Annotated in this window: 29 protein-coding genes; 17 read left to right on the forward strand and 12 right to left on the reverse strand. The window is 66.7% G+C overall.

Annotated elements, in window-relative coordinates; genetic code table 11:
- Nucleotides 1-476: 476 nt before the first annotated feature.
- Nucleotides 477-1,088 carry a metal-dependent hydrolase gene (locus tag ACERIM_RS17235; RefSeq protein WP_373633589.1) on the reverse strand — a complete coding sequence of 204 codons (612 nt, stop codon included), beginning with the start codon at nucleotides 1,086-1,088 and terminating at the stop codon, nucleotides 477-479.
- A 230-nt stretch (nucleotides 1,089-1,318) separates the two neighbouring features.
- On the opposite strand from ACERIM_RS17235, the gene ACERIM_RS17240 reads away from it, so the two are divergent.
- From ACERIM_RS17240 to ACERIM_RS17255, 4 genes are all read left to right on the forward strand, one after another.
- Entirely contained in the window at nucleotides 1,319-1,540 is a 222-nt protein-coding gene (locus tag ACERIM_RS17240) for a hypothetical protein (RefSeq protein WP_006648665.1), read from the forward strand.
- A 139-nt stretch (nucleotides 1,541-1,679) separates the two neighbouring features.
- Nucleotides 1,680-2,972, forward strand: a complete 1,293-nt coding sequence (hisD, locus tag ACERIM_RS17245; RefSeq protein ID WP_373633590.1) for a histidinol dehydrogenase — start codon at nucleotides 1,680-1,682, stop codon at nucleotides 2,970-2,972.
- 77 nt (nucleotides 2,973-3,049) lie between these two features.
- Nucleotides 3,050-3,259, forward strand: coding sequence for a hypothetical protein (locus tag ACERIM_RS17250; protein ID WP_373633591.1), 210 nt, complete (start codon nucleotides 3,050-3,052; stop codon nucleotides 3,257-3,259).
- Between the two features lie 162 nt (nucleotides 3,260-3,421).
- The gene (locus tag ACERIM_RS17255) at nucleotides 3,422-3,796 is read left to right on the forward strand and encodes an iron-sulfur cluster assembly accessory protein (RefSeq protein ID WP_006648667.1); all 375 of its coding nucleotides are present in this window, start codon (nucleotides 3,422-3,424) and stop codon (nucleotides 3,794-3,796) included.
- Nucleotides 3,797-3,927: 131 nt separating this feature from the next.
- Here the strand turns inward: ACERIM_RS17255 and ACERIM_RS17260 are convergent, their stop codons facing one another.
- The 4 genes from ACERIM_RS17260 to ACERIM_RS17275 all read right to left on the reverse strand — a co-directional run bounded on the left by ACERIM_RS17260 (nucleotide 3,928) and on the right by ACERIM_RS17275 (nucleotide 6,540).
- The gene (locus tag ACERIM_RS17260; protein WP_006180927.1) at nucleotides 3,928-4,128 is read right to left on the reverse strand and encodes a dodecin; all 201 of its coding nucleotides are present in this window, start codon (nucleotides 4,126-4,128) and stop codon (nucleotides 3,928-3,930) included.
- Nucleotides 4,129-4,212: 84 nt separating this feature from the next.
- Entirely contained in the window at nucleotides 4,213-4,872 is a 660-nt protein-coding gene (locus ACERIM_RS17265; protein WP_006648668.1) for a hypothetical protein, read from the reverse strand.
- Nucleotides 4,865-5,482 carry a hypothetical protein gene (locus tag ACERIM_RS17270; RefSeq protein WP_373633592.1) on the reverse strand — a complete coding sequence of 206 codons (618 nt, stop codon included), beginning with the start codon at nucleotides 5,480-5,482 and terminating at the stop codon, nucleotides 4,865-4,867. Before ACERIM_RS17270 ends, ACERIM_RS17265 begins: the two co-directional genes overlap by 8 nt.
- A 71-nt stretch (nucleotides 5,483-5,553) precedes the next feature.
- Nucleotides 5,554-6,540, reverse strand: a complete 987-nt coding sequence (locus ACERIM_RS17275) for a metal-dependent hydrolase (protein ID WP_006648670.1) — start codon at nucleotides 6,538-6,540, stop codon at nucleotides 5,554-5,556.
- A 209-nt stretch (nucleotides 6,541-6,749) separates the two neighbouring features.
- Between ACERIM_RS17275 and ACERIM_RS17280 the strand changes: the two genes are divergently transcribed.
- A complete protein-coding gene (locus ACERIM_RS17280) occupies nucleotides 6,750-7,961 on the forward strand; it encodes an alanine--glyoxylate aminotransferase family protein (protein WP_373633593.1) in 1,212 nt (403 codons plus the stop codon).
- Between the two features lie 25 nt (nucleotides 7,962-7,986).
- Here ACERIM_RS17280 and ACERIM_RS17285 read toward each other — a convergent pair whose 3' ends face one another.
- Complete coding sequence (locus tag ACERIM_RS17285; RefSeq protein WP_006180922.1) at nucleotides 7,987-8,295, reverse strand: hypothetical protein; 309 nt, start codon at nucleotides 8,293-8,295, stop codon at nucleotides 7,987-7,989.
- Nucleotides 8,296-8,524: 229 nt separating this feature from the next.
- A complete protein-coding gene (locus ACERIM_RS17290; RefSeq protein WP_006180921.1) occupies nucleotides 8,525-8,764 on the reverse strand; it encodes a DUF5816 domain-containing protein in 240 nt (79 codons plus the stop codon).
- Between the two features lie 157 nt (nucleotides 8,765-8,921).
- Between ACERIM_RS17290 and ACERIM_RS17295 the strand changes: the two genes are divergently transcribed.
- Nucleotides 8,922-9,332: a universal stress protein gene (locus ACERIM_RS17295; protein WP_006180920.1), complete on the forward strand. Its 411-nt coding sequence runs from the start codon at nucleotides 8,922-8,924 to the stop codon at nucleotides 9,330-9,332.
- A gap of 22 nt (nucleotides 9,333-9,354) precedes the next feature.
- Here the strand turns inward: ACERIM_RS17295 and ACERIM_RS17300 are convergent, their stop codons facing one another.
- Both ACERIM_RS17300 and ACERIM_RS17305 read right to left on the reverse strand, forming a co-directional pair.
- On the reverse strand, nucleotides 9,355-9,795 hold the full coding sequence (locus tag ACERIM_RS17300; protein WP_373633638.1) for a universal stress protein: 441 nt from the start codon (nucleotides 9,793-9,795) through the stop codon (nucleotides 9,355-9,357).
- Nucleotides 9,796-9,888: 93 nt separating this feature from the next.
- On the reverse strand, nucleotides 9,889-10,896 hold the full coding sequence (locus tag ACERIM_RS17305) for a mechanosensitive ion channel family protein (protein ID WP_373633594.1): 1,008 nt from the start codon (nucleotides 10,894-10,896) through the stop codon (nucleotides 9,889-9,891).
- 139 nt (nucleotides 10,897-11,035) lie between these two features.
- On the opposite strand from ACERIM_RS17305, the gene trmB reads away from it, so the two are divergent.
- From trmB to ACERIM_RS17340, 7 genes are all read left to right on the forward strand, one after another.
- Entirely contained in the window at nucleotides 11,036-12,100 is a 1,065-nt protein-coding gene (gene trmB, locus ACERIM_RS17310; protein ID WP_006648674.1) for an HTH-type sugar sensing transcriptional regulator TrmB, read from the forward strand.
- Nucleotides 12,101-12,380: 280 nt separating this feature from the next.
- The gene (locus ACERIM_RS17315) at nucleotides 12,381-13,844 is read left to right on the forward strand and encodes an extracellular solute-binding protein (RefSeq protein WP_373633595.1); all 1,464 of its coding nucleotides are present in this window, start codon (nucleotides 12,381-12,383) and stop codon (nucleotides 13,842-13,844) included.
- The gene (locus ACERIM_RS17320; RefSeq protein ID WP_006648676.1) at nucleotides 13,834-14,871 is read left to right on the forward strand and encodes a carbohydrate ABC transporter permease; all 1,038 of its coding nucleotides are present in this window, start codon (nucleotides 13,834-13,836) and stop codon (nucleotides 14,869-14,871) included. Before ACERIM_RS17315 ends, ACERIM_RS17320 begins: the two co-directional genes overlap by 11 nt.
- Nucleotides 14,871-15,929: a carbohydrate ABC transporter permease gene (locus tag ACERIM_RS17325; RefSeq protein WP_006648677.1), complete on the forward strand. Its 1,059-nt coding sequence runs from the start codon at nucleotides 14,871-14,873 to the stop codon at nucleotides 15,927-15,929. Before ACERIM_RS17320 ends, ACERIM_RS17325 begins: the two co-directional genes overlap by 1 nt.
- 4 nt (nucleotides 15,930-15,933) lie before the next feature.
- The gene (locus tag ACERIM_RS17330) at nucleotides 15,934-17,121 is read left to right on the forward strand and encodes an ABC transporter ATP-binding protein (RefSeq protein WP_373633596.1); all 1,188 of its coding nucleotides are present in this window, start codon (nucleotides 15,934-15,936) and stop codon (nucleotides 17,119-17,121) included.
- Between the two features lie 132 nt (nucleotides 17,122-17,253).
- Nucleotides 17,254-18,333 carry a Gfo/Idh/MocA family protein gene (locus tag ACERIM_RS17335; protein WP_373633597.1) on the forward strand — a complete coding sequence of 360 codons (1,080 nt, stop codon included), beginning with the start codon at nucleotides 17,254-17,256 and terminating at the stop codon, nucleotides 18,331-18,333.
- Nucleotides 18,334-18,418: 85 nt separating this feature from the next.
- Nucleotides 18,419-19,387: a sugar phosphate isomerase/epimerase gene (locus ACERIM_RS17340; protein ID WP_049964160.1), complete on the forward strand. Its 969-nt coding sequence runs from the start codon at nucleotides 18,419-18,421 to the stop codon at nucleotides 19,385-19,387.
- Between the two features lie 6 nt (nucleotides 19,388-19,393).
- Here ACERIM_RS17340 and ACERIM_RS17345 read toward each other — a convergent pair whose 3' ends face one another.
- Nucleotides 19,394-19,699, reverse strand: coding sequence for a HalOD1 output domain-containing protein (locus ACERIM_RS17345; RefSeq protein WP_049905528.1), 306 nt, complete (start codon nucleotides 19,697-19,699; stop codon nucleotides 19,394-19,396).
- Between the two features lie 280 nt (nucleotides 19,700-19,979).
- On the opposite strand from ACERIM_RS17345, the gene ACERIM_RS17350 reads away from it, so the two are divergent.
- Nucleotides 19,980-20,381 (forward strand): hypothetical protein, encoded by a 402-nt coding sequence (locus tag ACERIM_RS17350; protein WP_172704525.1) that lies wholly within the window; start codon nucleotides 19,980-19,982, stop codon nucleotides 20,379-20,381.
- Between the two features lie 68 nt (nucleotides 20,382-20,449).
- Here the strand turns inward: ACERIM_RS17350 and ACERIM_RS17355 are convergent, their stop codons facing one another.
- A complete protein-coding gene (locus ACERIM_RS17355) occupies nucleotides 20,450-21,859 on the reverse strand; it encodes a deoxyribodipyrimidine photo-lyase (RefSeq protein ID WP_373633598.1) in 1,410 nt (469 codons plus the stop codon).
- 304 nt (nucleotides 21,860-22,163) lie between these two features.
- On the opposite strand from ACERIM_RS17355, the gene ACERIM_RS17360 reads away from it, so the two are divergent.
- From ACERIM_RS17360 to ACERIM_RS17370, 3 genes are all read left to right on the forward strand, one after another.
- Nucleotides 22,164-23,324, forward strand: coding sequence for a tubulin/FtsZ family protein (locus ACERIM_RS17360; RefSeq protein WP_373633599.1), 1,161 nt, complete (start codon nucleotides 22,164-22,166; stop codon nucleotides 23,322-23,324).
- A gap of 126 nt (nucleotides 23,325-23,450) precedes the next feature.
- Entirely contained in the window at nucleotides 23,451-24,464 is a 1,014-nt protein-coding gene (locus ACERIM_RS17365; RefSeq protein WP_373633600.1) for an MBL fold metallo-hydrolase, read from the forward strand.
- 123 nt (nucleotides 24,465-24,587) lie between these two features.
- Nucleotides 24,588-24,776: a hypothetical protein gene (locus tag ACERIM_RS17370; protein WP_006648686.1), complete on the forward strand. Its 189-nt coding sequence runs from the start codon at nucleotides 24,588-24,590 to the stop codon at nucleotides 24,774-24,776.
- A gap of 39 nt (nucleotides 24,777-24,815) precedes the next feature.
- Here the strand turns inward: ACERIM_RS17370 and ACERIM_RS17375 are convergent, their stop codons facing one another.
- Nucleotides 24,816-25,523: a 6-hydroxymethylpterin diphosphokinase MptE-like protein gene (locus ACERIM_RS17375; protein ID WP_373633601.1), complete on the reverse strand. Its 708-nt coding sequence runs from the start codon at nucleotides 25,521-25,523 to the stop codon at nucleotides 24,816-24,818.
- Nucleotides 25,524-25,571 lie beyond the last annotated feature (48 nt).

Here is a 25,571-nt window from a genome sequence, read left to right on the forward strand (position 1 = left end):
GTTGAACGGCCCGTCGATCACATCGCCTTTCGCGTTCGTATCCCAACGCCCTCGTACATATAAGGGCATCGGATCACGGCCACGCCGGAAACCGCATCCGGCGGGGACTTCCGCGTGTAATTCGGGACGGGCCTGAAGTATATAAGGCCATCGTCCTCTGACGCCGACTGCTCGACGTCGGCCACGGGAATCCGAATGCCCTCGAGAGCGAGCGGATCGTCCGCTCGACGAGGGACGGATACGTATACTCCTTCCGTGCCGGAATGCGGCCGGAAGACGCGGCGGCGAGCGCCGCGTTGTTCGCATTACTGTCGAAGCCGGGTGAACATATAAGGCCGTCGTCTCGAGAAGACGATGGGCTACGTTGGACAGTCACGCGGGCGGTCGGATTCGGATGTGAACGACGGACGGTCGATCCCGCTACCGGCCGAGTCGGCGGCTGTCATCGACGGCGGTATCGATCGTCGATGGGTACATCACTCGCGCGTCGACCGATTCGATCCGACCAGCGTGCGAGCGATCCGTCTGCAGCCGATGCAGAAATCACGGAGAACGGGCAGTCCGTCGTAGAGCCATACGAGAAACGCGAGCCCGGCGAGACCGAACTGGATCCAGACGTACGTCGACACGTCACCGGCGAGTAACGTCTGTACGTACCGCCCGAACAGCAGCTCGAACGCCTCGAAGAACCCCCGCCGAGCGGAGTCCCCAGGAACGACTGCGATCGGCCAGAGGACGATCTCAGCATAGACGACCCCCTCACTGGCGTAGGAATACAGGATGTCTCCCGGGAGATGCAGGAGGTAGCCGATCGGGAACGCGAGCGCGATCCGGGGGCGGCCGACACGGCGGGCGATCGTTCCCACGAGGATCGAGAGGGGGACGGCGAAGAACAGCGAGTGACCGATCGCATAGCCGGCCTCGAAGACGCCGAACTCCCACGCGAGCGGTTTGTCGATCAGGTCCGGCAGGACCGACGCGAAGACGACGGCGAAGGCGTCGGGTCCACCGGGGGAGGTCCGGAAGACGAAGTGACAGACCAGCGAATACGAGAGATAACCGATTATCGCGTGTTCCCACGGCCACATTGGCCGTACGGTAGCACGGGCGGCGAATAGTTATACGGCCCCTGCACGTCCGGAATCCCGGGACGGTGAGAACCGGGCCGGCCGACGGATCGCGACTCGAGCGGCGACCCCATGGGTCGAGAAAGATGATATTACCGGGGGCGTCGTGGGGAGTACAGCGGCTTAGTCGCGCGCCCGTGCGAGCGTGCGAATACCGACATAATTTAGCACCCGTGGTCGTACGGTGACACATGGATCGATCGGGATTCGTCAAACTCGCGGTCATTGCGCTGGGCCTCGTGGTCCTGAGCTTCTTCGTCCGGGGGATCAGTCGGATCGTCCTCAGCGTGGAGACGGCCGAACTGCTGCAGGCACCGATCGCGGTCGTCGGCTTCGTTCTCCTCGTCTACCTCTTCGTACGGGCGACCCTGGATTACGTCGGCATCTGGAAGATCGAAAACCCCGACGCGTGAGACGACCACGGGTCCGTGGACCGATGGGCGGCCGGAAATCGTCGTACGAGTCGTCGATGCGGTTCGCCGGGGGAACGACGACCGACGAGCGGCTGTCCGGAAGGAAACCGTTTTTCGCCCGCCCCACGAACCCAACGCCATGACAATCGACGTGCAGGCCATCGCCGACCTCGGGCCGGACGATCGCGTGGCCTTCTTCGAGCGCGACGCCGGTATCGAGGGAGTCAGAGAAACTGTCCGAGACATCGTCGACCGGGTCCGTACCGAGGGCGACGTCGCCGTCCGCGAGTTCACCAGCGACTTCGACGGCGTCGAAGTCGGGAACCTCGAGATCACCGACGACTGCGAACGGGCCTACGACGAGATCGACGATGGGGTTCGATCGGCGATCGAGACGGCAGCCACGAACGTCCGCGAGTTCCACGAGGCACAGCTGCCCGAGGACTGGCGACGCGAGTTCGACACCGGGCGGGAGCTGGGACGGCGTTTCCGGCCGCTCGAGCGGATCGGCGTCTACGTTCCCGGCGGGTCGGCGGCCTACCCCTCGAGCGCGATCATGGGGGTCGTGCCGGCGGTCGTGGCTGGCGTCGATCACGTTTCGGTCGTGACGCCGCCGGCCGACGAGCTGAATCCGGTGACGCTGGCGGCGATCCACGCCGCGGGCGCGGACGCGGTCTACAGCGTCGGCGGCGCACAGGCGGTCGCGGGACTGGCCTACGGCACCGAGTCGATCACGAGCGTCCAGAAGATCGTTGGGCCGGGCAACAAGTGGGTGACGGCGGCCAAGGCCGAAGTTCGGGGCGACGTCGAGATCGACTTCCTCGCGGGGCCGAGCGAAGTCGTCGTGGTCGCCGACGAGACGGCCGACCCGGACCTCGTCGCCGCGGAACTGCTCGCACAGGCCGAACACGACCCGAACGCCTCGGTCGTGGCAGTCACCGACGACGCAGCGACCGCCGAGGCCGTCGCCGCCGCCGTCGACGAGCGCGTGGGCGAGCGCGAGCGCGAAGACGTGATCCGGGCGGCACTCGAAAACGACGCCAGCGGCGTGTTACACGCCCGATCGATGAGCGAGGCGATCCTCTTCACCGAGGAGTACGCGCCCGAACACCTCTCGATCATCGCCGCCGACGACGAGTCACTCCTCGAGCGTATCGATAGCGCGGGCAGCGTCTTCCTCGGGCCGAACACGCCCGTGGCGGCCGGCGATTACGCCAGCGGGACGAACCACGTGCTGCCGACGAACGGTGGGGCACGGGTCAGCGGCGGGCTCTCGGTCGAGACGTTCCTCCGGACGACGACGGTCCAGCGCCTCTCCGGCGAGGGGCTGGCCGACCTCGGCGAGACGATCACCACGCTCGCCGACGCCGAGGGGCTCGAGGCCCACGCCGAGAGCGTTCGGACTCGACTCGAGGACGACACAGGCAAATAGCGCCACACCGCCCCGAGTCACAGTGTGCGGAACGCTGAGCTGGTTTTACGTGGCTGGAGGTCCGAGTAGGAACCGAGATGGAACCGCATGTCGACCCGCTGGACGGGCGCGTCCTCGAGCGTAACTACGACTACGCACAGCGAAACGTGCGGCTCCTCTCGCTGTGGTACGACTGCGACGTAGAGCGGATGCTCGAGTTGCTCGCAGCACACGACATCGAACTCTCGCGCAACGACAGGCGACAGTTCGGCACGTGGTATCGCTCGCTCCGGCGGGCGAGCTGTTAGCGTGGCTCTTGGACCTCGTTGTACGCCTGATCGGGCGGCGGTGTCGTAAACCGGTTCGGTGGCGACGATCGTAACTATCCGCGCCGATATAACCAGAATCAGCTAGTTCGTTCGGCTCGACACGGCGTCACAGTTAACATCGTCGCGCCGAAAGGGATGGGTATGAGTACGGACAGTATGGATGGTGGGACCGCGGAGACGCAGCCGGAGATCGAAGTCACGGAAGCCGCCGCCGAGCAGGCCCTCTCGCTGCTCGAGGGCGAGGGGCTGGACGTGACCGAGGCCGGACTTCGGCTGTTCGTCCAGCAGGGCGGCTGTGCGGGCCTTTCCTACGGGATGCGGTTCGACGATGAACCCGACGAAGACGATACGATCTACGAACACCACGACCTGCGCGTGTTCGTCGACCCCGCGAGCCTGAAGTACATCGAGGGCAGCGTCCTCGATTACGAGGACGGGCTGCAGGCCGAGGGCTTCCACGTCGACAACCCGAACGTCGTCAGCGAATGCGGCTGTGGCGAATCGTTCCGGACGTAAGCGACTGCGGTTCACCGCGTCCCAGGTTCCACCGGATTTTCCGATGACCGACGGCCGACAGCTGCCGGTCACGTCGGAGAACGCCTCGAGGACGGAGTGACGACACGAGGCGTCGAGCGTTCCGTCCCGGCTTACTCCTCGAGTTCGAAGGCGACGGTGACTTCGGCTTGGTACTCGCGGTCGTCGGCGCTGGCGACTTCGACGCCGAGTTCGTCGACCTCGATCCACTGGACGTTCTGCAGCGTTGCCTCTGCGCGGTCGATGGCGTCGTCAGCGGCGGCGTCGAAACTCTCGGGGCTGGTACCGATCAGCGTGATCTTTTTGAAGACCATGGCCTCGTCATCTACGGCGCGTACCGACGTAAAACACGGCGTCGGTTCGGACCGAGTGAAAAACGGGCGGCCGGATCGGCGGCTTCAGCCGGCCCGCGAGTCGAACCGCTCTCGAATCGCGCTGGTGACGTTCGAGAGGTACGCACCGCCCCACGTCGCGACGATGAGCGCACCGATGGAGTTGAAAACGAAATCGAGCATCGTGTCCTCGAGCCCGTACTGGGTGAGGACGGCTCTGGTGCCGAGCGCCTCGGCAGCCAACGCGATCGCGAACTCGAGGATCTCCCAGAGGACGCCGAACGCGATGACGAAAAGGAGGATAAACACCGCAATGAACCGCTGTGGGAGGTGGACTCCCTGGGCGTGTTCGTCGAACGCGCGAACGGTGGCATACCCCACGCCAGCGACCAGCGACGCCGACAGCGCGTGGGTCATGTGGTCCCACCACCAGACCTGGCTGTAGAGCGTGGCGGTCGCGCCGGGGAGCCCCACCGTACCGAAGGCGTGCAGGAAGACGGCGGTCGTGATCCACAGCGTGAGCCGCGGATCCATCGGAATCTCGTAGTCGCGCTCGAGCAGTGGCGGCAGCTGCGTGACGAGCAGGGCGACGCCGGTGTTGATGACGATGCCGCCGTTACCACGTTCGATGCCGATGAACAGCATACCGATCAGCCCGATCTCCATGAGGTAGGTGAGCTGGCGTTGCCGCTTCCGAGAGGGAACGATGTCGGCGAGGCTAGTCATCGTCACCCCCACCGATCGGGACGTCGTCGACGAGCCGAGTCCGGTCGGCACGTCCGAGCCGCCTGAAGTAGAGTTCGAAGACGAGACCGGCCCCGAGGCCGCTGATGGCCGAATAGACGAACTCCCACATCACGTCGTCGTGGTCGGCCGTGAACGGAACGCCCAGAACACCGGCGGCGCTCCACCGAAGGAGAGCCCAGAGGGCAGCGGCGGCCATCGTCGCGACCACGACGAAGACGACGGCGAAGCCGGGCGTCATCCGTACTGTGGTAAACGCCTGCAGTTCGACGGTGAGGACGAGCGCGATGGCCGCGACCGAGAGGTAGGACGTGACGTGTCCCATTAGCCGGTCGGCACCGAACGCGACGCCGAGGACCGGCAACGCCGCCAACAGGAGGACCTCCCAGGGGAGCATGACCAGCGGTGATCGAAAAGCGACGGGTGGGATAATCGCGAGAGCCACGAGAACCGCCGCGAACGTCATCCAGAGAACGCCGCCAGTAATCAGCGCACTGATACCGATGCTCGCGATCGCGGCGACCAGTATCCACGCGATCGCTGCGTTCGATCGCCCGTCCGCGAGCAATCCCTCGAGTGAAGCCTGCGACACAGTGGTCCGTACCGTCTACTCTCACAAAAGCATATTTTGTCCCACACTGAAACGAAGGCTGCGGCCCAGCGCTACGGCGCGATAGCAAACAGATAGACTGACGAGTAGGCGACGAGCGCAACGGTGACGGCCGCCAGCGCAGTCACCCCGGCCTCGAGTAGCGTCTCGAGTTCGGGCAGACCCCGAACGCTCGCGAACGCGGCGGGAGTCGGCGTCTCCCTGATGACGCCACAGACGAGACCGACGCCGAGGATCGAGAAGACGAAGTGGTAAGACACCTCGAGCGTCGGCGGCGTCACCGCGAGCGCGGCGAGACCGTAGGCGACGCCGACGGCGGCCCGACGGTTGACAGTGGCGACGACCGAGCGATCGGTGAGCCGACAGAGGACGGCGGCCGCGAGCCAGATCGTCGCGAGTTCGATGGCGAACGCACCGAGCAGGTGCAACGTCGGGTCGGGATGGAGGACGAGTCGCGACTCGAGGACGGCGGCGTCGAAGGGGAAAAACCAGTCGGGGGGCGACCCGGTTACGAGATCGCCCCACGGATGCGACCAGAGTCCCCAGAGCGCGGCGAGACCGACCGTCGCCGGCGACACCCGCGTTCGACGCGCGATCAGCCGGGCGATGACGCCGCCGCTGGCGGCGAACAGCCCCGTGACGAGCGCGGCGATGGGACCGCCCCAGACGAGCGCGATGGCGACGAGCGCCGCGAGGACGGCGATCCCGACGGCCCGGACGAGCCGCACACGAGGGGCGTAGCCGCGGACGGCGAGCAGGCCGAAGGCCGGTGCGGCGACCGCGCCGACGACCAGCGAGTGGGTGACCGAGCGGTGGACGCCGCGGCTGGCGTCCCAGAACGCCGTCGACGCGCCGAGCGCGCCGTCGCCGGCCTGCCACTCGAGCAGGCCCACGAGCGCGTACGCGACGTCGATATCGGGAATTGCGGCGAACGCGCCGGCGATAGCCCCGACGAGAAGCGCTCGTTGGGGGGCCCAGCCTCGCCAGTCGGCGACGAGCGCCGCGACGGCGAACGCGAGGAGCGCGTGACCGACGAACATGATATGTCGCCTATGCAGTGAGTCGGCTTAAACGGCTCGCAGCCACGCCGGACGGTACCACGGGTCATTGTCGGTGGCGGAGATGTCGGGATACGGCCGTGTTCGCGAACGAAACCACGATACCGAGACCGGCTTCGATTCGGCCGCTCGAGGACCTGTAATTCGCCGCTGCCGGTAGGTCTTTGCGAGTGGCCGGCGAGCACACGCCCATGGCTCAGACACCGTCGAACGAGGCGGATCGCGCGCCATCCGTCGGCGAACTCACACCCCCTGACCGGACCCTGATGGGGCCCGGGCCGAGCGACGTGAACCCGAGGGTTCTCCGAGCGATGAGTACGCCGCTGGTCGGTCACCTGGATCCCTCCTTCGTCGAGATCATGGACGAGGTCCAGGAGCTGTTGCGTTATACGTTCCGAACGGACAACCAGTGGACGATCCCCGTCTCGGGAACCGGCTCCGCGGCGATGGAGGCCGCGATCGGCAACGTCGTCGAACCCGGCGACACCATGCTCGTGCCGACCAACGGCTACTTCGGTGGCCGAATGGCCTCGATGGCCCAACGTGCGGGCGGCGAGGTCGTCGAGGTATCGGCACCGTGGGGCGAACCGCTCGAGCCCGACGACGTCGCGGACGCGCTGGCCGAACACGATCCCGACGTCTTCGGGTTCGTCCACGCCGAGACGAGTACGGGCGTCCTCCAGCCAGACGTCCCGGAACTGACCGCCGCGGCCCACGACCACGACGCCCTGGTCATCACCGACACCGTCACCTCCCTTGGCGGGGTCGAGTTGCGAGTCGACGAGTGGGGCATCGACGTGGCGTACTCGGGACCCCAGAAGTGTCTCTCCTGTCCGCCGGGCGCGAGCCCGCTGACCCTGTCGGACGAGGCCATGGAGAAGGTCCTCTCGCGCGACGAGGATCCTCGCTCGTGGTATCTCGATCTCTCCCTGCTCGAGGGCTACTGGGGGGAGGAGCGCGCGTATCACCACACCGCACCGATCACGAACGTCTACGCGATCCGGGAGGCCCTGCGGCTGGTCGCCGAGGAGGGAATCGAGAACCGCTGGGCCCGCCACGAGCGACTGGCCGGCGCGCTGAAGGCCGGCGTCGAGGCGATGGGTCTCGAGATGAACGCCCCCGACGAGTACTGGCTGCCGAGTCTCAACGCCGTCCGCGTCCCCGAGGGCATCGACGACGGCGCGGTCTGTGACGCCTTGCTCGAGCAGTACGACCTCGAGATCGCCGGCGGGCTGGGCGATCTCGCCGGCGACATCTTCCGGATCGGCTGCATGGGTCACTCCGCACGGCCCGAGAACGTGATCTACGTCGTGACGGCGCTTGGCGACGTCCTCGAGTCGATGGGCGCGGCCGTCGATCCGGGCGCAGGCGTCACTGCGACGCGTAACGCGCTCGAAAAATAGTCCGCAGCCGCGGTCGTCGGCTGTTCTACGCTGTTACTCGCGGTCCTGGTGGCGCTCGTTCGACCTGATAGTCCTCTCCGTCGACGACGATGATGGCCCACTCGTAGTTCGGGTTCGTCCGCTCGAGTCGTGCCTCGAGGTCGTCGGCGTCGTCCGGTTCGGCGACGAAACAGTGGAACTGTCCCGACGCCGACGTCGGAAGTTCGTCCGCCTCGAGGACGGCGTTGACGTGAACGACCTTCCATGCTCGTTCGGCACGGAACTCGGGGCCGTTGCCTTCGACGGTGTAACCCAGCTCTGCGAAGATCGACCTGGCCTGCTCGACGAGCCGCATGTTAACAGGACCCATTCAATACCACCTATGTCGGCATCCACCATAAATGTTAGTACGTGACAAGAACGAGGGGTTACTTCCGAACGAACGGGAACTATCCCGCTCTTTCGGTTCGTTCGTACCGAAGGCGGCCGGCCGTTCGCCGAGTAATCGTCTATTGGCCCCTGCAGCGATTTCGCGATCTCGAGGAGAACCCCGGCCGAATCCGGCCTCGAGGGATCACACGATCCTATTCGTGGGCGGCGTCCCACTCGGTCGGCTTGCGGAAGTTCCCACACTGATTGCACTTGATACGGCCCATCGCGTCCATCGCGTTGTCGAAGCTCTCGCAGTTCGTACAGAACCAGCCGTACCGGCGTTCGAAGTCGGACGACTCGTATGCGGCGAGAAACGGGCCCTTCGACCCCTTGTCGCCGTCCGTCTCGGACACGAAGACGGTGTTGCCGTCGTCGGTCGACCAGGATTGCATGTTCGGGCATAGCCGCGCTCACCCTAAATGACTGTCTCTCCGCCCGACCGGCTCGCGGGGATCGAACGGGGACGGCTCCCCATCCCATGGGACAGGTTCGCAGTGTAGACTGTCCGTACTGAAAGGTTTACCCGCCCGGGTGTCCTTCGGTTGTCTAATGTCGTTGGTCGTCGTCCCCGTTCGGTATCCGCTGTCGAAACACTCGCGGCGAACGCTCGAGCGGGCGATCGAGGTCGCGCGCGACCGGGACGCGGCGCTGACGGTCCTCCACGTCGACCTCTACCAGAACGGGAAGAAAGTGAGCCGGATCGACCTGAAAAACACGGTCGAGAGTACGTTCGGGCGACTCGAGAACGCCCGGTACGTCGTCCGGACGGGGTTCCTCGTCGAGGAAAGCATCCTCGACGAGGTCGGTGCGGAGGAGGCCGACGTCGTCGTCGTCGGGACCAAACAGGCCAGCCGACTCCGGCGACTCTTCCAGCGCTTTACGGACAACCCGGATATCGACAGCTATCTGCGGACACACCTCGACTGCGAGGTCATCACGGTCGAGAGCGCGCGGGCCTGATACGAACCGTTGTACGTCCAGGCTACTCCTCGCCGGCGTTCCGAACGACGAACACCGGGATCGAAGCGTTGTCGACGACCCGCTCGGAGACGCTGCCCAGCGACGTCACCTTCTCGCGGGGACTCTTGCCCCGGGTTCCGATGACGATCAGATCGATCCCCTGCTCCTCGGCGTACTCGAGGATCGTCTTCGACGGGGTCCCCTGTCGGATCTCGGCGACGGTTTCGAGGCCCTCGTCCGTCGCGCGGTCCTCGACGGCGGCGACGGCCTCCTCACCCTCCGCCTCGAGCGAGCGCTCGAGGTCAGTACTGGTCTCGTCGTCGGCGGCCGCGGTGACGCGACTGTCGACGACGTAGAGACCGTGAACCGTCGCGTCGTTGGCGGCGGCGATCGGCAGTGCGTGTGCGAGCGTCTCGGGAATCGTGTCGCTCCCGTCGGTGGGAACGAGAATGTCGTCGTACATCGTCGAGTGACTGTCGACTTGGATCGGGGAGGGCATAAATCACCCCCACGATACCGGGAGCCCGGATCCGGACCGAGACCGTCCCCCGAGGCGTCACCGATCGGCCGGGTCCGCGGGGCTGTCGCCGGCTTCGGCTGGGGCATCCGGGGCCCGTCGCTCGCTGTCGATGACGCCGACGCGTGCGACGCCGCTGGTGTCGTCGAAGACGTGATGGCGATGCGGGTAGGCGAACTCGACGTCGAGATCCGCGAACCGCTCGCCGATGGCGTCCTGGACCGCCGATCGGACGACGAGTTGCTTGTAGGGGTGTTTCATCCAGAACAACAGTTTGAGGGAGACGCCATGCTTGCCGTACTCGTCGACGTAACAGGACGGCGCTGCGGCGTAGCGGGCGCTGCCGATCCGGATATCGGGGCCGCCGGAGATGACGTCGTCGACGTTCCGAGCGGCCCGCTCGGCGGCCCGGCGCGCCGCCTCGAGGTCGCTCTCGTAGGTGATATCGAAGCCGACGGAAACGCGGGTCCGCTCGTCCTCGGCGGAGTAGTTGACGACGTCGCGGGCGTGAATCTCGGAGTTGGGGATGACGATGAAAGTGTTCTGCAGGGTGAAGATCTTCGTGTAACGGATCGTGATGTCCTCGACGAAACCGCGGTGGCCCGCGTCGGTCACTTCGATCATGTCGCCGATCTCGTAGGGCCGGTCCGCCAGCACGTAGAAGCCGTTGATCAAGCTGCCCGCGATCGGGGCGAGGACGATCGCGATCACGGCCGAGATAACGGTCACCGACAGGAGGATCTGGGTGTTGCCGACGCCGATGATGCCGGCGGCGATGCCGGCTGCCCAGAGGAAGACGGTAAGCCTGACGCCGCGAAGCACCGTCCGAGTGACGCTGGGCCGTTCGATGCGTCGAGCGACCGTCCGCCCGGCGATCCGGACGGCGAGCTTCGAGAGATACCAGCCGACGACGAGAACGACGAGCGCGAGGCCGATCTCGATCGCTCGCGGCGGGACCATATCCGGGAGGAACACCTGAAGCTCCTCGGCTGCCGTGGTGCTGTTCTCGGCCGCCGTACTCTCGTTCCCCTGGAGGACCGCGCGCATACCAACACGCTCAGGTGCGGTGTGGTTAAGCGTTCTGACCCTCTCTCCGTGCGACCGATTTACAAATAACCCGATTTCGAAAACGCGTGCTACTCGATGTATAATAAATCATTTAATCACTGGGGGCATAGGAGCCGGTATGGCACCAGACGAGCTTCGCTCGACCGTCGAGCGCGTCGGGGACCGGTTCAACCTCGGCGAGTACGAGATCGACGCCTATCTCACCGTGTTAGAGCAGGGCCAGCTGACGGCCAGCGAGATCGCCGACCGGACGGAGATCCCCCAGCCTCGAGTCTACGATACCGTGCGCAGTCTCAGCGACCGCGGACTCGTCGAACTGCGCGAGTCCCGCCCGATGAAAGTCGTCGCGCTCGATCCCGGCGAGGCCTTCGACGACGTCCAGACCTCCCTCGAGCGGATGGTCGACGAACTCGAGGCCCGATACACCGCGCCGGCCCGCGACACCGAGGCCGTCTCTCTGGTCAAGTCCCGATCGACGATCCTGCGCTACCTCGAGGAGGTCATCGACGCCGCGGAGTTCGAACTCGCGCTGTCGCTGACGCCGGACCTGCTGACCCGGTTCGAGGAGGACTTGCGCGCGGCCGTCGACGCCGGCGTCAGCGTCGACCTGATCGTGACACCGGCCAGCGAAGCGCCCGACCCCGCCGAGTTCGCCTACGGTGAGGTCGCCTCGACCGCCCGCGCCCGACGCGGGATCACGACGCCGGTACTCGCCGTCGCCGACGGCAACTACTCCGTCTACGCGACCCAGGACGCCCTGCGCGACGATCAGGACCGATACGGCGTCATCTTCAACCGCTCGGCGCTTGGCTTTTTGGTCTCGGGCTTTTTCGGAACCGTCCTCTGGACGACCGCCGAGGAGACGCTCGGCGAGGACGACACCGCGCGGTCGTACCCCCGCAAGTACGCCTCGATCCGCCGGTGTGTCAAGGACCTCATCGACGAGGGCGGGGAGTTCTACGCCACGATCGAGGGTCGGGACGTCGATGTCGGCGGCCAGCGGGTCGTCCGCGGTCGGGTTCTCGATATCTCCTTCGAGATCAGCGAGGAAGTCGCGAGCCTCACGATCGAGACGGCCGACGGCGAGGAACTCTCGGTCGGCGGTCGCGTCGCCGCGCTCGAGGACATCGAGGCCCACGAGATCCACATCGGCCGGGACGAGCCGCCGACGCTCGACGACTGAGCGGTGTGAAAGCGGTCGCCGGCCGGCCGGCGTCGGTCCGCTCGCGTTCGGAGTCGATCGCCCTGGATCCGACGCCCACGGTCGAATACGCTCGGCCGGCACCTGCCGACCGTCGCCTCGAAATCGGCGACTAGACGCCGCCCTGCGAGCCGCCCGAAACCGGCTCGACCGTGGCTCGTACGCCCGCGTCCGCGTAACGGAACCGTTATCGGGACAGTCAGCTTTTATTATCATATTTACAGCTAACAATTAAGGTGGTGACCGTGGTCCGTCCCCTCGCATGGGACGAGATACCACCGGCGGGGACGACCGCTTCAGCGCCGGACGGCGGTCGTTCCTGACCGGGACGGCGGCCGCGACGGCGGGAGCCGTGGGGGTCGCCGGCTGCCTCAGTCGGGGCCCGGGCCCGAACACCGTCGTGATGACCGCCGATTCGGGCGTCGCGGGGATCATCCAGGGCGACGGCGACGGGCCGTCGGTCCAGCAAGCGCTCTGGGATGCGGGACTGGACGAGGACATCAACATCGAGATCCAGACCGTCGTCAGCGACTCCGCGTCACGGATGCAGACCGCCCAGTCGGCCCTCGAGGCGGGTCGAGCCCCGCCGGACATCCACATGATGGACAGCGGCTGGACGGTCCCGTTTATCCTCCGAAACCAGACGGTCAACCTGACCGAAGAGCTGTCCGAGGACGTCCTCGAGCGGGTCAACAGCGACTATCTCGAGGCGATCCTCGAGACGGCGCGGGACCCCCAGACCGGTGATCTCCACGCGCTGCCGCTGTTCCCTGATCTGGGTTTTACCCTGTACCGGAAGGACCTGCTCGAGGACGCCGGCTACGATACGAGCGGCTGGGGGACCGACCCGCCCCGCTGGGAGGAGTTCGCGTCGGCGGTCCGTGACGCGCGAGACGGGGCCGGCCTCGACTACGGGTTCACGACGCAGGCGGCCGCGTACGAGGGGCTGTCCTGTTGTACGTTCAACGAGGTGATGACCTCCTGGGGCGGGGCCTACTTCGGCGGCACCGACAACCTGTTTACCGCCGGCGAGCGGCCGATTACGGTCGACGAAGAGCCGGTGATCGACGCGATCCGGATGATGCGGTCGTTCATCGAGGGCGAGGGAAGCGACGCCGACCAGTACGCACAGATCTGTCCGTCGGCGATCGTCCAGTGGACCGAACAGCAGTCACTCAGCCCGTTCGCGGACGGCGACGCCGTCTCGAACCGCAACTGGTCGTTCGCGATCGCACAGACCGGCGCGGAAGGGGCCTTCGGCGAGGACCTTGGCGTGATGACCCGGCCGTACGCGGTATCCGAAGCCGACGCCGAGTACGAGGGCACCGGCGGCACCACGGCCGCGCTCGGCGGCTGGAACCTCGCCGTGAGCCCGTTCTCGGATCGGCAGGCGGAGGCACTGCAGGTCCTCGAGGCGTTCGCCACCGAGGAGGTCATGCTGACGGTGTTCGAACTCGGGGGTTATCTCCCCCCGAACCTCGAGCTGGTCGGCGAAGCAGATCCGGCGGAGGTCGGTCCCGTTGCCCGCTATGCCGACGTGGTCCAGTCGGCCAGCGAGAACGCGGTCCCACGGCCGGCGACCGATCTCTGGCCGGAACAGTCGGCGCTGGTCTATCAGGAGGTCAACGCGGCCTACCGCGGCGCGAAAGATCCCGAGGCGGCGATGAACGACCTCGCCGAGGAACTCGAACAGAGCGAGGCGGAGGTGACTACCGATGGCGACTGACACAGATACGGACGGGATCGGCGACACCGGACGGCGCCAAGACCGGGAGCGGACCGGCAACGCCGTCGTCAACTGGATGGAGGGACTGAGCGAGGCGGCGTACGCGTACCTGCTGTTATTGCCGGCGTTCGCGCTGTTGACGCTGGTCGCGTTCTACCCGATGCTCCGGACGTTCGTCATGTCGCTGCGCGCCGATCAGACGCGAGGGCTGGACCCGCTTGGCGGGTTCGTCGGCATCGAGAACTACGTCGACATCCTCACGGGGAACGCACGGCTGGCCCGGCAGTTCCTCGACGTGGGACTGACCTCGTCGTTTCCCTTCGTCGAACTCGGGACCCCGTTCTTCCAGCAGGCGTTGTTCGTCACGCTCGCGTTCGCGGTCATCAGCGTCGTCATGGAGACGGTGATCGGGTTCGGACAGGCCTACGTCCTCGATCAGGACTTCCGGGGACGACGGTGGGTCCGCGTGGCGATCATCCTCCCGTGGGCGGTGCCGATCGTCATCCAGGGAATGATCTTCTTTCTCCTCTTTCAGCCGACGGTCGGATTCGGCTCCGACCTCATGCAGAGCCTGGGAATCTTCAGCGCGACGCCGCTTGCCAACAGCCGCGACGCCTTCATCATCATCCTCGTGGCCGACATCTGGAAGTCGTCGGCCTTTATGGCCCTGCTGATCCTCGCGGGGCTGCAAAGCGTCGACCGCAGCCTGTACGACGTCGCGCGCGTGGCCGGGGCCTCGCCATGGCAGCGGTTCAAACTCATCACGCTCCCGCTGGTGATGCCGGCCTTGCTCGTCGCGATGTTGTTCCGAACGATGGACGCGATGCGGGTGTTCGGACTGATCGAGTCGACGGCCGGCTGTACGACGGTGCCGTCGCTGACCTGCCTCGTCGTCGAGGCGATGTTCGGCGGCACGCGCATCTACGCGACCGCCGCCGCCGTGGCCTTCGGGACGGCGCTGGTCATCGGCCTGATCATCGGCATCTACCTGCTGCTGTTTCGCGACACCGAAGGAGGGATGTACTGATGTCCGATCCACGAGACACCACCGATCCAAGCGGCATCGACGAGTCGGGAGCCGATCCGCCACGCGATCCGACGCTTCGCCGCCCTGACGGCGGCACACCTGCGAGCGGGTCCGACGACGCCTCGATCCTCAAAGACGGCCGGGACGCGGAACTCGACCGGGGCCCGTTTCAGCAGTGGGTCGCCGATTCCATCGAGAACCCGGACCGGGTCTACCGGGCGATGTTCTACGTCGCCGCGGTCTTTTTCCTCTTTACGACGCTGTTTCCCTTCTACTGGCTGCTCATGGTCGCGCTGACGCCGGAGGGACAGCTCCAGAACATCGTCTTCACGCCGAACGGCTTCAACCCCGGCGCGTTCGTCGAAGTGTTCCAGGTCATCCCCTTCCACGTCTACATGTTCAACAGCTTCGTGATCGCGCTTGCCTCGACGGCCGTCGTCCTCGTCGTCGCCAGCCTCGCCGGCTACGCGTTCGGCCGCCTCGAGTTCCCCGGCCGAACGCCGCTGATGCTGTTAGTGCTGGTGATTTCTTTCTTCCCGCCGGCGGCCTTCTTCATCCCGCTGAACGACCTGTTCAACACCTCCTTTTTCTTCCTCGAGCCGATCACTGGCGACGGGACCCTCTACAACACGCCCTTTGCCCTCGTGACGCCGCTGTCGGCGATCTTCATGCCGCTGGCGATCTTCATCCTCACGACCTTCTACGGACAGATCCCCGACGGGCTAGAGGACGCGGCCCGGGTCGAGGGGACGACGCGACTCGGCGCGCTGTTCCGGGTCATCATCCCGCTGTCGGCCCCCGGCGTCGCGACCGCGGGCGTGTTGACGTTCATCGCAACCTACAACGAGTTCTTCTTCTCGTTCCTGATGACCGACGGCCAGCCGGAGAACTGGGCACCGATCCTCGACGGGATCCTGGCCTATCAGGGCCAGTACCAGGTCCTGTACCACCTCATGGCCGCCGCGAGCATCCTCGGGGTGATCCCCGTCGCGATCCTCGTGGTCATCGCACAGGAAAAGATCGTGAGCGGACTGACCGCGGGCGCACTCAAAGAGTAACACAATGGCACGAGTACGACTCGAGAACATCACGAAACGGTACGGTGAGGAAACGGCGGTCGACGACATCAGCCTCGAGGTCGAGGACGGCGAGTTCGTCACCTTCGTCGGCCCCTCGGGCTGTGGGAAGTCGACGACGATGGAGACGGTCGCGGGGCTGACCCAGCCCACCGAGGGACGGGTCTACATCGGCGACGACGAGGTCACCGACCTCGCCCCGAAGGACCGGGGGGTCGCGATGGTCTTCCAGAACATTGCCCTGTTCCCCCACATGGACGTCTACGAGAACATCTCCTTCGGGCTCCGGCTCCGGAAGTACGACGACGAGGAGGTCCGCCGTCGCGTCGAGGAAGCGGCCGACATCGTCCAGCTCGAGGGGATGCTCGATCGGATGCCCTCGGAGATGTCCGGTGGCCAGCAACAGCGGGTCGGCATCGCCCGCGCGATCGTGCGCAACCCCGACGTGTTCCTGATGGACGAGCCGCTTGCCAACCTCGACGCGAAGCTGCGGGTCCACATGCGGACCGAACTCCAGCGGCTCCATCGGGAGCTGGACGCGACGGTCATCTACGTCACCCACGATCAGGCGGAGGCGATGACGATGTCCAACCGGATCGCCGTCCTGAACGACGGCCGCCTTCAGCAGATCGCCGCGCCGCTTACCTGTTACAACGAACCCACCAACCTCTTCGTCGCCGGCTTCATCGGCTCGCCGTCGATGAACTTCGTCGAGGGAACGCTCGTCGAGGACGGCCTCGAGACGAACAACTTCACCGTCGACCTCGATCCCTCGCAGCTGTCGGAAGTCGGCGTCGGCGACGCCGTTACCCTCGGTGTCAGACCGGAGGACGTCCACTTGACTCGGTACGCCGACTCGCTGACCGACTCGACGGATCGGATCGAGGCCCGGACCGACGTCCTCGAGCCGATGGGCGACGAGGTCTTCGTCTACCTGTTGCTCTCCGAGGCCGCGGCCGGGTCGATGGAACAGGACCCCGCTACCTCGCCAAATCAGTTGCTGATGAGCGTTACCCCCGATACGGAGATCGAGGCGGGCGAGGACGTCGACGTCGTGCTGGACCGTTCGAAGATCCACCTCTTCGAGACGGCCTCCGGTGACGCCTTGCTCCACGGGTTGACGGACCGATCGGGACAGGAACCGGGGACGACACCGACGGAAGCCGACACCTGATCGGCCCCGCCGATCCGACTCCACCCACTCGTCGTTTGGCGACGGATCGAAGGTCTTCGAGCCCCCATATTCGATATAGCGACTATCGGTGTATCAGATCGAGACGAGACGCTCGCAGCGGCCCCCCAGACAATGACACCCGACCGAACTGACATCAAAACCGGCATCGTCGGCCTCGGAAACATCGGCCAGTACCACGCCGAGCGACTCGTCGACCTCGGCGTCCCGCTGGTCGGTGGCATGGACGTCGCTGCCGAGGCCCGGACACGGTTCGCCCGGCGATACGACGTCGACGTCTACGACGACCACCGGGCGTTATACGACGGCGTCGACGCCGTCATCATCACGACCCCGAACAAGTACCACGAGGAGTACGCCGTCGACGCGTTCGAACGCGGGTTACACGTCCTCCTCGAGAAGCCACTGGCCCACTCGATCGACAGCGCCAAGCGGATCGCCGAGGCCGCGGCGGCCTCGGACGGGGTCGGCATGGTCGGGTTCAACAACCGCTTTGCGAACACGGTCCGGATCGTCAAAAACCGCATCGAACGGGGGGATCTCGGCGACGTCTCACACATCGAGGCGAACTACGTCCGGCGACGCGGCATCCCCGGACGGGGGTCGTGGTTCACCCGCCGACAGATCGCCGGCGGCGGTGCGTTGATCGATCTCGGCGTCCATGCGATCGATCTCGCACTGTACCTGCTCGATTACCCCGCAGTCGAGGAGGTGACCGGCGTCTCGCGCGGGGTGTTCGGCTCCCGCGAGGAGTACGCCTACCTCGATATGTGGGCCGAGGACGCCGGACCGGGCGGGTTCGACGTCGACGACTCCGCCAGCGCGTTCATCCGCTGTGGGGACAACCGGACCATCTCGCTCGAGGTCGCGTGGGCAACCAACCGGCCGGCCACCCACGAGTTCGTCGCCCGGGGAACCGACGCGGCCGCCCGCTTCGACCTCCTCGAGGGCGATCTCAGCGTCCACTCCGCGAGCAATGTCGGCCCCGACCACCTCGAGGACACGACGATCGAAACGCGGCAGAACGACACCCACTCGGACGAACAGCGGGCGTTCTTCGGCCGGATAGTCGGGGGCGGCGATGCGATGGGCACGTGTGCCGACAGCGTTCAGGAAGCGTTGACGGTCCAGCGGCTCGTCGACGGGATCTACCGCTCGAGCGAGGAGGGACGGACGGTCAGGATCGACGAGTGAAAAGGACCCACAGCCCAGCGGCGAGCGACCGGCCGCCATCGGCTGCCTGCCCTCGTTTTATTCCCTCGGCCGTGGTCGCTGGCCTATGCAGATCGGCGTCCACACCCCGCCGCTGGCCGACGAACAACTCGAGAGTGCGCTACCCTATCTCGACGACCTCGGCGTCGACGCGATCGAACCCGGCGTCGGCGGCCACCCGGGGCAGGATCACCTCGTCCGGTCCGAGTACCTCGACGACGAGACCGCACAGGCCGAGCTGGGGGACCTTCTCGAGGAGTGTGACATGGAGATCAGTGCGCTCGCGACCCACAACAACCCGCTCCACCCCGACGACGAGCGGGCCGCCGAGGCCGACACCGAACTCCGGGAGGCGATCCGGCTGGCCGCCCAGCTCGAGGTCGACGCCGTCACCTGTTTCTCGGGGCTGCCCGCGGGCGGCCCCGACGACGAGGTTCCCAACTGGATCACCGCGCCGTGGCCACCCGAACACGCCGACGCGCTCGAGTACCAGTGGGGGCGGGCGATCGACTACTGGGGCGAGATCGCCGACGACGCGGCCGATCACGGGGTCGACGTCGCGATCGAGATGCATCCGAACATGTTGATCTACGAACCCCACGGGCTGGCACGGCTCCGCGAGGAGACCGGCGAGCGGATCGGGGCGAATTTCGATCCATCCCACCTCTACTGGCAGGGAATCACCATCACCGACGCGATCCGCTATCTGGGCGAGCGCGACGCGATCCACCACGTCCACGCCAAGGACACCAAGATCTACGACGCGCAGGCCCGCGAGAAAGGGGTGCTGGACACGACCGCCTACGACGACGAACCGAACCGATCGTGGCTCTTCCGGTCGGTCGGCTACGGGCACGGCGAGGCCCACTGGAAGGATATCGTCTCGGCGCTCCGGCTGGTCGGCTACGACGGCACCCTAAGCATCGAACACGAGGACTCGCTGACGAGTTCACGGGAGGGCCTCGAGAAGGCGATCGAACTGCTCGATCGAGCGGTCTTCGAGACACAGCCGGGCGAGGCCTACTGGGCCGACTGAGGCGACTTACTCCTCGATAGCCCGGCTAACCGACTCGTCGGCGGCCCGATCGCGGACCTCGACGCCATCGGCGCGAACGACGATCTCGTAGCCCTCGTACTCGAGGGAGACCACCGCGTTGCTTTCGGTTCCCGCGGCGGTTCGGAACAGTTCGTCGAGCGCCTCCGGGTTGACCGCGGTAAACAGCGGCTCGTAGGCCGGGGGCTCGATCTCGGTGACGTCGACGCCTTCGTGCGCGGCGATCGCCTCGATGATCGCCTGAGAGGGCGGCACCTCTCCATTCGGCGTCGACGGTTCGTCCGGAGAGGACATACTAGCCGCTATGAGAGTCCGCGGGATAAGGGTGATGGCAAACATGGTTTTGTGATGCGTCCCCGTAATGTCAGCGGTCAGAACCGATTACCGTGCGGAAGACAGCGGGTAAACGATATCGCCGCCCGACGTTGACTAGACGCTTCAATTGTCCGGTCTCAGCTGGCCGATGGCAGCGGCGAGTTCGAAAGAAATGACAACTTATCTGAGTTCGGATTCGTCATCCTACTTCTCGACGTTGTTTTTATGGTTCGAAAGGTCGTATCGGACACGAGAGACGATGCGATCGAGGACGGACTCGAGCCGACCGAGCAACGACCGACGGGCAGTACCCGTGCTGGTCCTCGGGCTGCTCGTAGCGGCGGGGCCGGTTCTCGCCCTCCCATTCCCGGGAGACGGAGGGCCGATTACGTTCGCGATGCGGGCGCTGCAGGTCGCGACGGCCCTCATCGGGGCCGGCGTCGCGTGGACGGGGTACTACTCCTATCGAACGGGACGGCTCCGACCGTCGGTCGCCGTCGGCGCGACCGTGCTGGGGTGGATGTTCGTCGGCGTCGCCGGCGGGCTGATCGAGACGGCGACGGCGTTCTTCGTCCCGATCTGGGTATGGGTAGTCGGGGCGCTCGCCGTCGCAGGCGTCTCGGTCCTGCTCGCGTACAGCGACGCGGTCACGCCGTCGTGAGCTGTCCCGGTACCGATCGCGTACGCTCGAGGGGCGAGACCGGCGTGGTCTCGGTCGGACCGCCCGAACTACGACTCCTCGCCGCGTGCCCGTTCGAACATCGCGATCGCCTGCTCGCGGCGGGCCGCGTGGTCGACGATCGGGGCCGGGTAGTCGGGGGCGATTCGCTTTCGCTCCGCATCGGACAGTTCGTGCCAGCCGTGGATCTCCGCGGGGCTCGCGTCGGCGAGTTCGGGGACGTACTCGCGGATATACTCGGCATCGGGGTCGTACTCGCGGCCCTGTTTCATCGGGTTGAACACCCGGAAGTACGGCTGGGCGTCAGTGCCGGTCGAGGCCGCCCACTGCCAGCCGCCGACGTCGTTTGCGGTGTCGTGGTCGGCCAACTTCCGACGGAACCAGTCGTAGCCGACCCGCCAGTCGAGCAGGAGGTCCTTGGTCAGAAACGAGGCCACGAGCATCCGCACGCGGTTGTGCATCCATCCCTCGGCTTGGAGTTGGCGCATCCCCGCGTCGACGATCGGACACCCCGTTTCCCCGGCCCGCCAGGCCTCGAGCGCGTCGGGATCGTCGCGCCACTCGATGTCGTTCTCGTAGCCGCTGAAATCCTCGGTGACGGTTTCGGGATTGAACGCGAGGACGTGGGCGTAGAACTCCCGCCAGGCGAGCTGGCGCTGGAACTCGCGGACGCTCTCGCGGTCGTCGTCGCTCTCGGCTCGCTCGGCTGCCCGCTCGGTCGCCGCGTACAGCTCCCGCGGGCCGATCGTCCCCCACTTCAGCTGCGGCGAGAGCCGCGACGTGCCGCTCTCGGCCGGGTAATCGCGCCGCTCCGCGTAGTCGTAGATCGGCCCCGAACAGAAGTCGGCGACCCGCTCTCGAGCCGCCGCCGTCGTCACCGTCGGCGGCGTCGCCTCGGGTTCGTCGAATCCGAGGTCCGAAAGCGTCGGGATCGGCTCGCCCGAGACGGCCGCGAGGTCGTCGGCGTCCGGTTCGGCCGCGGGCTCGCGTTTGTCCCGGTCGCGCCACTTCTTCCAGAAGTAGGAAAACACCGAGTAGTGATCGCCCTGATTGGGCGTGATCGAGCCCGGTTCGTGATGGATCGCGTCGTGGAGCGACTCAGCGGCGATGCCCTCGTCCTCGAGGGCCGCCCGGACCGCTCGATCGCGCTCGCGTGCAAGCCCGCTGTAGTCTTCGTTCCAGACGACCGTCGTCGCGTCGTACTCGGCCGCGACCTCGGGAACGGCCGCGCTCGCCTCGCCGCGGACGACGAGCAGATCGCTCCCGCGATCTCGGTACTGCGACCGCAGGTCCTCGAGGGCCTCGAGCAACGTCGCGACCCGGACGGGCGAGGCGTGGTCGAGGACCGTCGGATCGAGGACGAACAGCGGAACGACCGACTCGTCGTCGGCGGCCGCGGCGCGTGCCAGTCCGCGGTTGTCGTCGGGCCGGAGATCCCGGCGATGCCAGAAGACGTTCACGGTCGCAGTCGGGGCTCGAGGACCGAAAGCGTGGGGATGGCGGCGACGTGGTCGCGGCCTTTCTCCACGAGATCGATCGGCGATCCGAACGGTCACGAATTGATGATAGTAATCGATCGCTGAACGTGTTCACTAACGAAGGGTAGCGGTTCGATGACTGTCTTTTCCTCAGGTATATGTCGGCCATAACAATGCCCGATGCTGTCGACGCTCGAGCCGTGGAACCCGTTCCCATTCCGGTCGCGGCGGCCGATCCCGAGTGATCGGTCGCGGCCGCGCCGGGGAACGGCCACGACAGACAGCTATGAAACTCGCACTCATCGGCTTCGGTCAGGCAGGCGGGAAGGTAGTCGACGAGTTCCTGGCGTTCGACGAGCGGACCGGCGGCGGCTTCGTCGAGTCCGCAATCGCGGTCAATTCCGCGACGACGGACCTGAAAGGGCTCGAGCGCGTCCCGGAACGGAACCGCGTCCTCGTCGGACAGGCCCGGGTGAAAGGCCACGGTGTCGGCGCGGACAACGAACTCGGTGCCGAAATCGCCGAGGCGGACATCGACGAGATACAGGGCGCGATCGATCGGATTCCGGTCCACGAAATCGACGCCTTCCTCGTCGTCGCTGGCATGGGCGGCGGCACCGGGAGCGGCGGCGCACCGGTCCTCGCGAAACACCTCCGACGGATCTACACCCAGCCCATCTACGGGCTCGGGATCCTCCCCGGGACCGACGAGGGCGGGATCTACACGCTCAACGCGGCCCGGTCGTTCCGCACGTTCGTCGACGAGGTCGACAACCTGCTGGTCTTCGACAACGACGCATGGCGCAGCGCCGGCGAGTCGGTCGCGGGCGGCTACGACCGGATCAACCGCGAGATCGTCGAGCGGTTCGGGCTCCTCTTCGCCGCCGGCGAGATCGACCAGGGCGATCACGTCGCCGAAAGCGTCGTCGACTCCTCGGAGATCATCAACACGCTCTCGGGCGGGGGCGTCTCCACGATCGGCTACGCAAGCGAGACGGTCGAGACCGACGACGGACTGCTCTCGTCGCTGACCGGCGACGATGGATTCGACGAGGGCGCGGCGACCAACCGGCTGACGAGCCTCGTCCGCAAGGCCACGCTCGGCCGGCTGACCCTGCCCTGTGACGTCGCCAGCGCCGACCGCGGGCTGGTCGTCGCCACCGGCCCGCCGAGCCGGCTCAACCGCAAGGGCGTCGAGCGCGGCCGCCAGTGGCTCGAGGACGAGACGGGAAGCATGGAGATCCGCGGTGGCGATTACCCCCTGCCCGATCGGAGCGAGGTCGGGACGATCGTCCTGCTGTCGGGAGTCACCGACGTGCCGCGGATCGACCAGCTCCAGCAGGTCGCCATCGAGGCTCAGGAGACGACCGAGGACGTCCGGGCGCAGGCCGACGAGGCGTTTACGTCCCTGATGGACACCGGCGGCGAACTCGACGCACTATTTTAGTTGCCCGAGGGCCCGCGGCGTTCGTCGACCGTGAACCTGAAGCGAAGACTCTCACGACCCGACACGGACGGCGTCGGACGGCAAACGACGGGGAACTAAGACACCCGCCGCCCGAGAGTCGCGGGAATGACTGCCGACGAGATCACGCGCATCGACGTTGGCGGGGACGCGCCGGAAGGGACCAACAGCGCGTACCTCGTTGGCGATCGGGCCGTCGTCGACCCCGGACCGCCGACCGACCGCGCGTGGCGCGACCTCCGAGCGGGCCTCGAGCGAACCGGCGTCGAGCCGGCGGCGCTGGAGTACGTCCTCGTGACCCACTGGCACGCGGATCACGCCGGCCTCGCGCCGCGGCTGGCCGCGGCCGCGGACGCGACGCTCGCGATGGGGGCCGGCGACGCGCCGCTGGTCGCCGACTACGCCGAGGCGCGCGAGCGCCGCCTCGAGCGCGACGCCGCGACGATGGACGCCTGGGGCGTGCCGGCCGACGCCGTCGGCGAGGTCATCGACGGCGACACCGTCTCGGCGATGCCCGACGAGACGCCCGTCGAGCGACTCGCGGACGGCGATCGGGTCGCGGGGCTCGAGGCGATCGCGACGCCGGGGCACACGCTCGGGCACACCGCCTTCGCCGGCGACGGATTCGTCCTGGTCGGCGACGCCGTCCTGCCGACCACCACGCCGAACGTCGGCGGGAGCGATACCCGGACCCTTCGCCCGACGGCGGTCAACCCGGTCCGGTGCGACGATCCGGCGGCCGGTGGCGCGGCGATCGATCACGACCCACTGGCGGCGTTTCGGCGGACGCTCGAGCGACTCGCTGACCGGTCCGAGCGACTCCTGCCCGGCCACGGCACCGCCGTCGAGTCCGGACGCGTCGCCGAGATCCTGACCCACCACCGGGAGCGCTCCCGTCGGGTGTTCGCGGCGCTCGAACGACGCGGCACCGCGACCCCCTGGGATCTCGCCGGCGACCTGTTCGGCGATCTCGCGGGGATCCACGTCAAGTTCGGGGCCGGCGAGGCGGCGGCACACCTGCGGACCCTCGAGCGGCGGGGAGTGGTCGACCGTCTCGAGGGGACGCCCCGTCGCTACCGGCCCGTCGGCGGGGAGCCGTCGACCCGCGAGACGGGCGTCTAGGGGCCGATTACCGCCGCGGGAGACCACTGTGGGCCATCGGTTATCGGCCCGGGTCACATCACCGTTCGTGTCAGTTCGAATAATCGGACAATAACGAACTGTGATATGAGTGACCGAACTGCTATGGGTGGACAAGCGGGGAGCGATTCCACGACCGGATCGACCGTACGAAAGACGCTCGAGGCGGTACTGCTCCGGAGCGACGACCGGACGGTAATCGAGGAGTGTCGGCGGTGTGGGACGACGCTCGAGTCGGCCGCGACGTGTCCGGCCTGTGGCTGTGACGACATCGTCGAGTATCGGATTCAGTGACGGCTACGGAGTCCGCGGAAAGCGCCGACGACGGCGTCGTCAGCGGGAGTCGATCGGGAGGGAGGCAGTCTCGATGTCGTCCCGCCGTCCGTCGAGGACGTCGAATCGACCGCCGCGTCGGCCCTCGAGCCAGTAGAGCAGTCGCTCGGCCCACTCGAGTTTGTGCGATTTCACGTCATCGACCGCTGGATCATCGAAGTCCCAGCCGACGAAGACCAGATCGGCGGCCCCGAGGTGATCGGCGAGAAAGGCCGCTCGGTCGCCGTCGGTAAAGCCCCCGAAGTTCCGGACCGGTCCTGTCGGTGCGGCCTGGGTCGTCGGCAGGACGTACGCGTGGTCACACGCCGGAACGACGTCCCGAATAGCCTCGCGGTTGTCGCCGTGGCCGTGAACTGCGACCGGGACCCCCTGATGGGTGAGCCGCTCGACGGTCTCGGGGTTCTTGTCGAGGTCGGTCACCATACAGTCGGCGTCGATCCCGCGGCTCGCGAGCGTGTCGACGGCCGTCGACGCGGCGAGGACGACGTCGGCCTCGCGCGCCCGCTCGAGGCTCCGATCGTCAGTTAGCGACGGACCGGCCCCCGCGATGGCCACCGTCGCGTCCGGCCCGATCGGGAGTGCCGTCGGCTCGAACGACGTCTCGAGCAGCGATGCCAGCAGGTCGCGACCACGCTCGTCGCCGGCCCGACCGTAGCCGAAGTCCTCGAGAATGGCCTCGTAGACCGGTTCCCACTCGTCGAACTCCATGCGGGTACTCGCGGCGCGACCGGTTTGGACCTTCGGGATACTGCCGGT

Origin of the sequence: Natrinema sp. H-ect1 (assembly GCF_041821105.1) — an archaeon.
Lineage (GTDB): Archaea > Halobacteriota > Halobacteria > Halobacteriales > Natrialbaceae > Natrinema > Natrinema thermotolerans.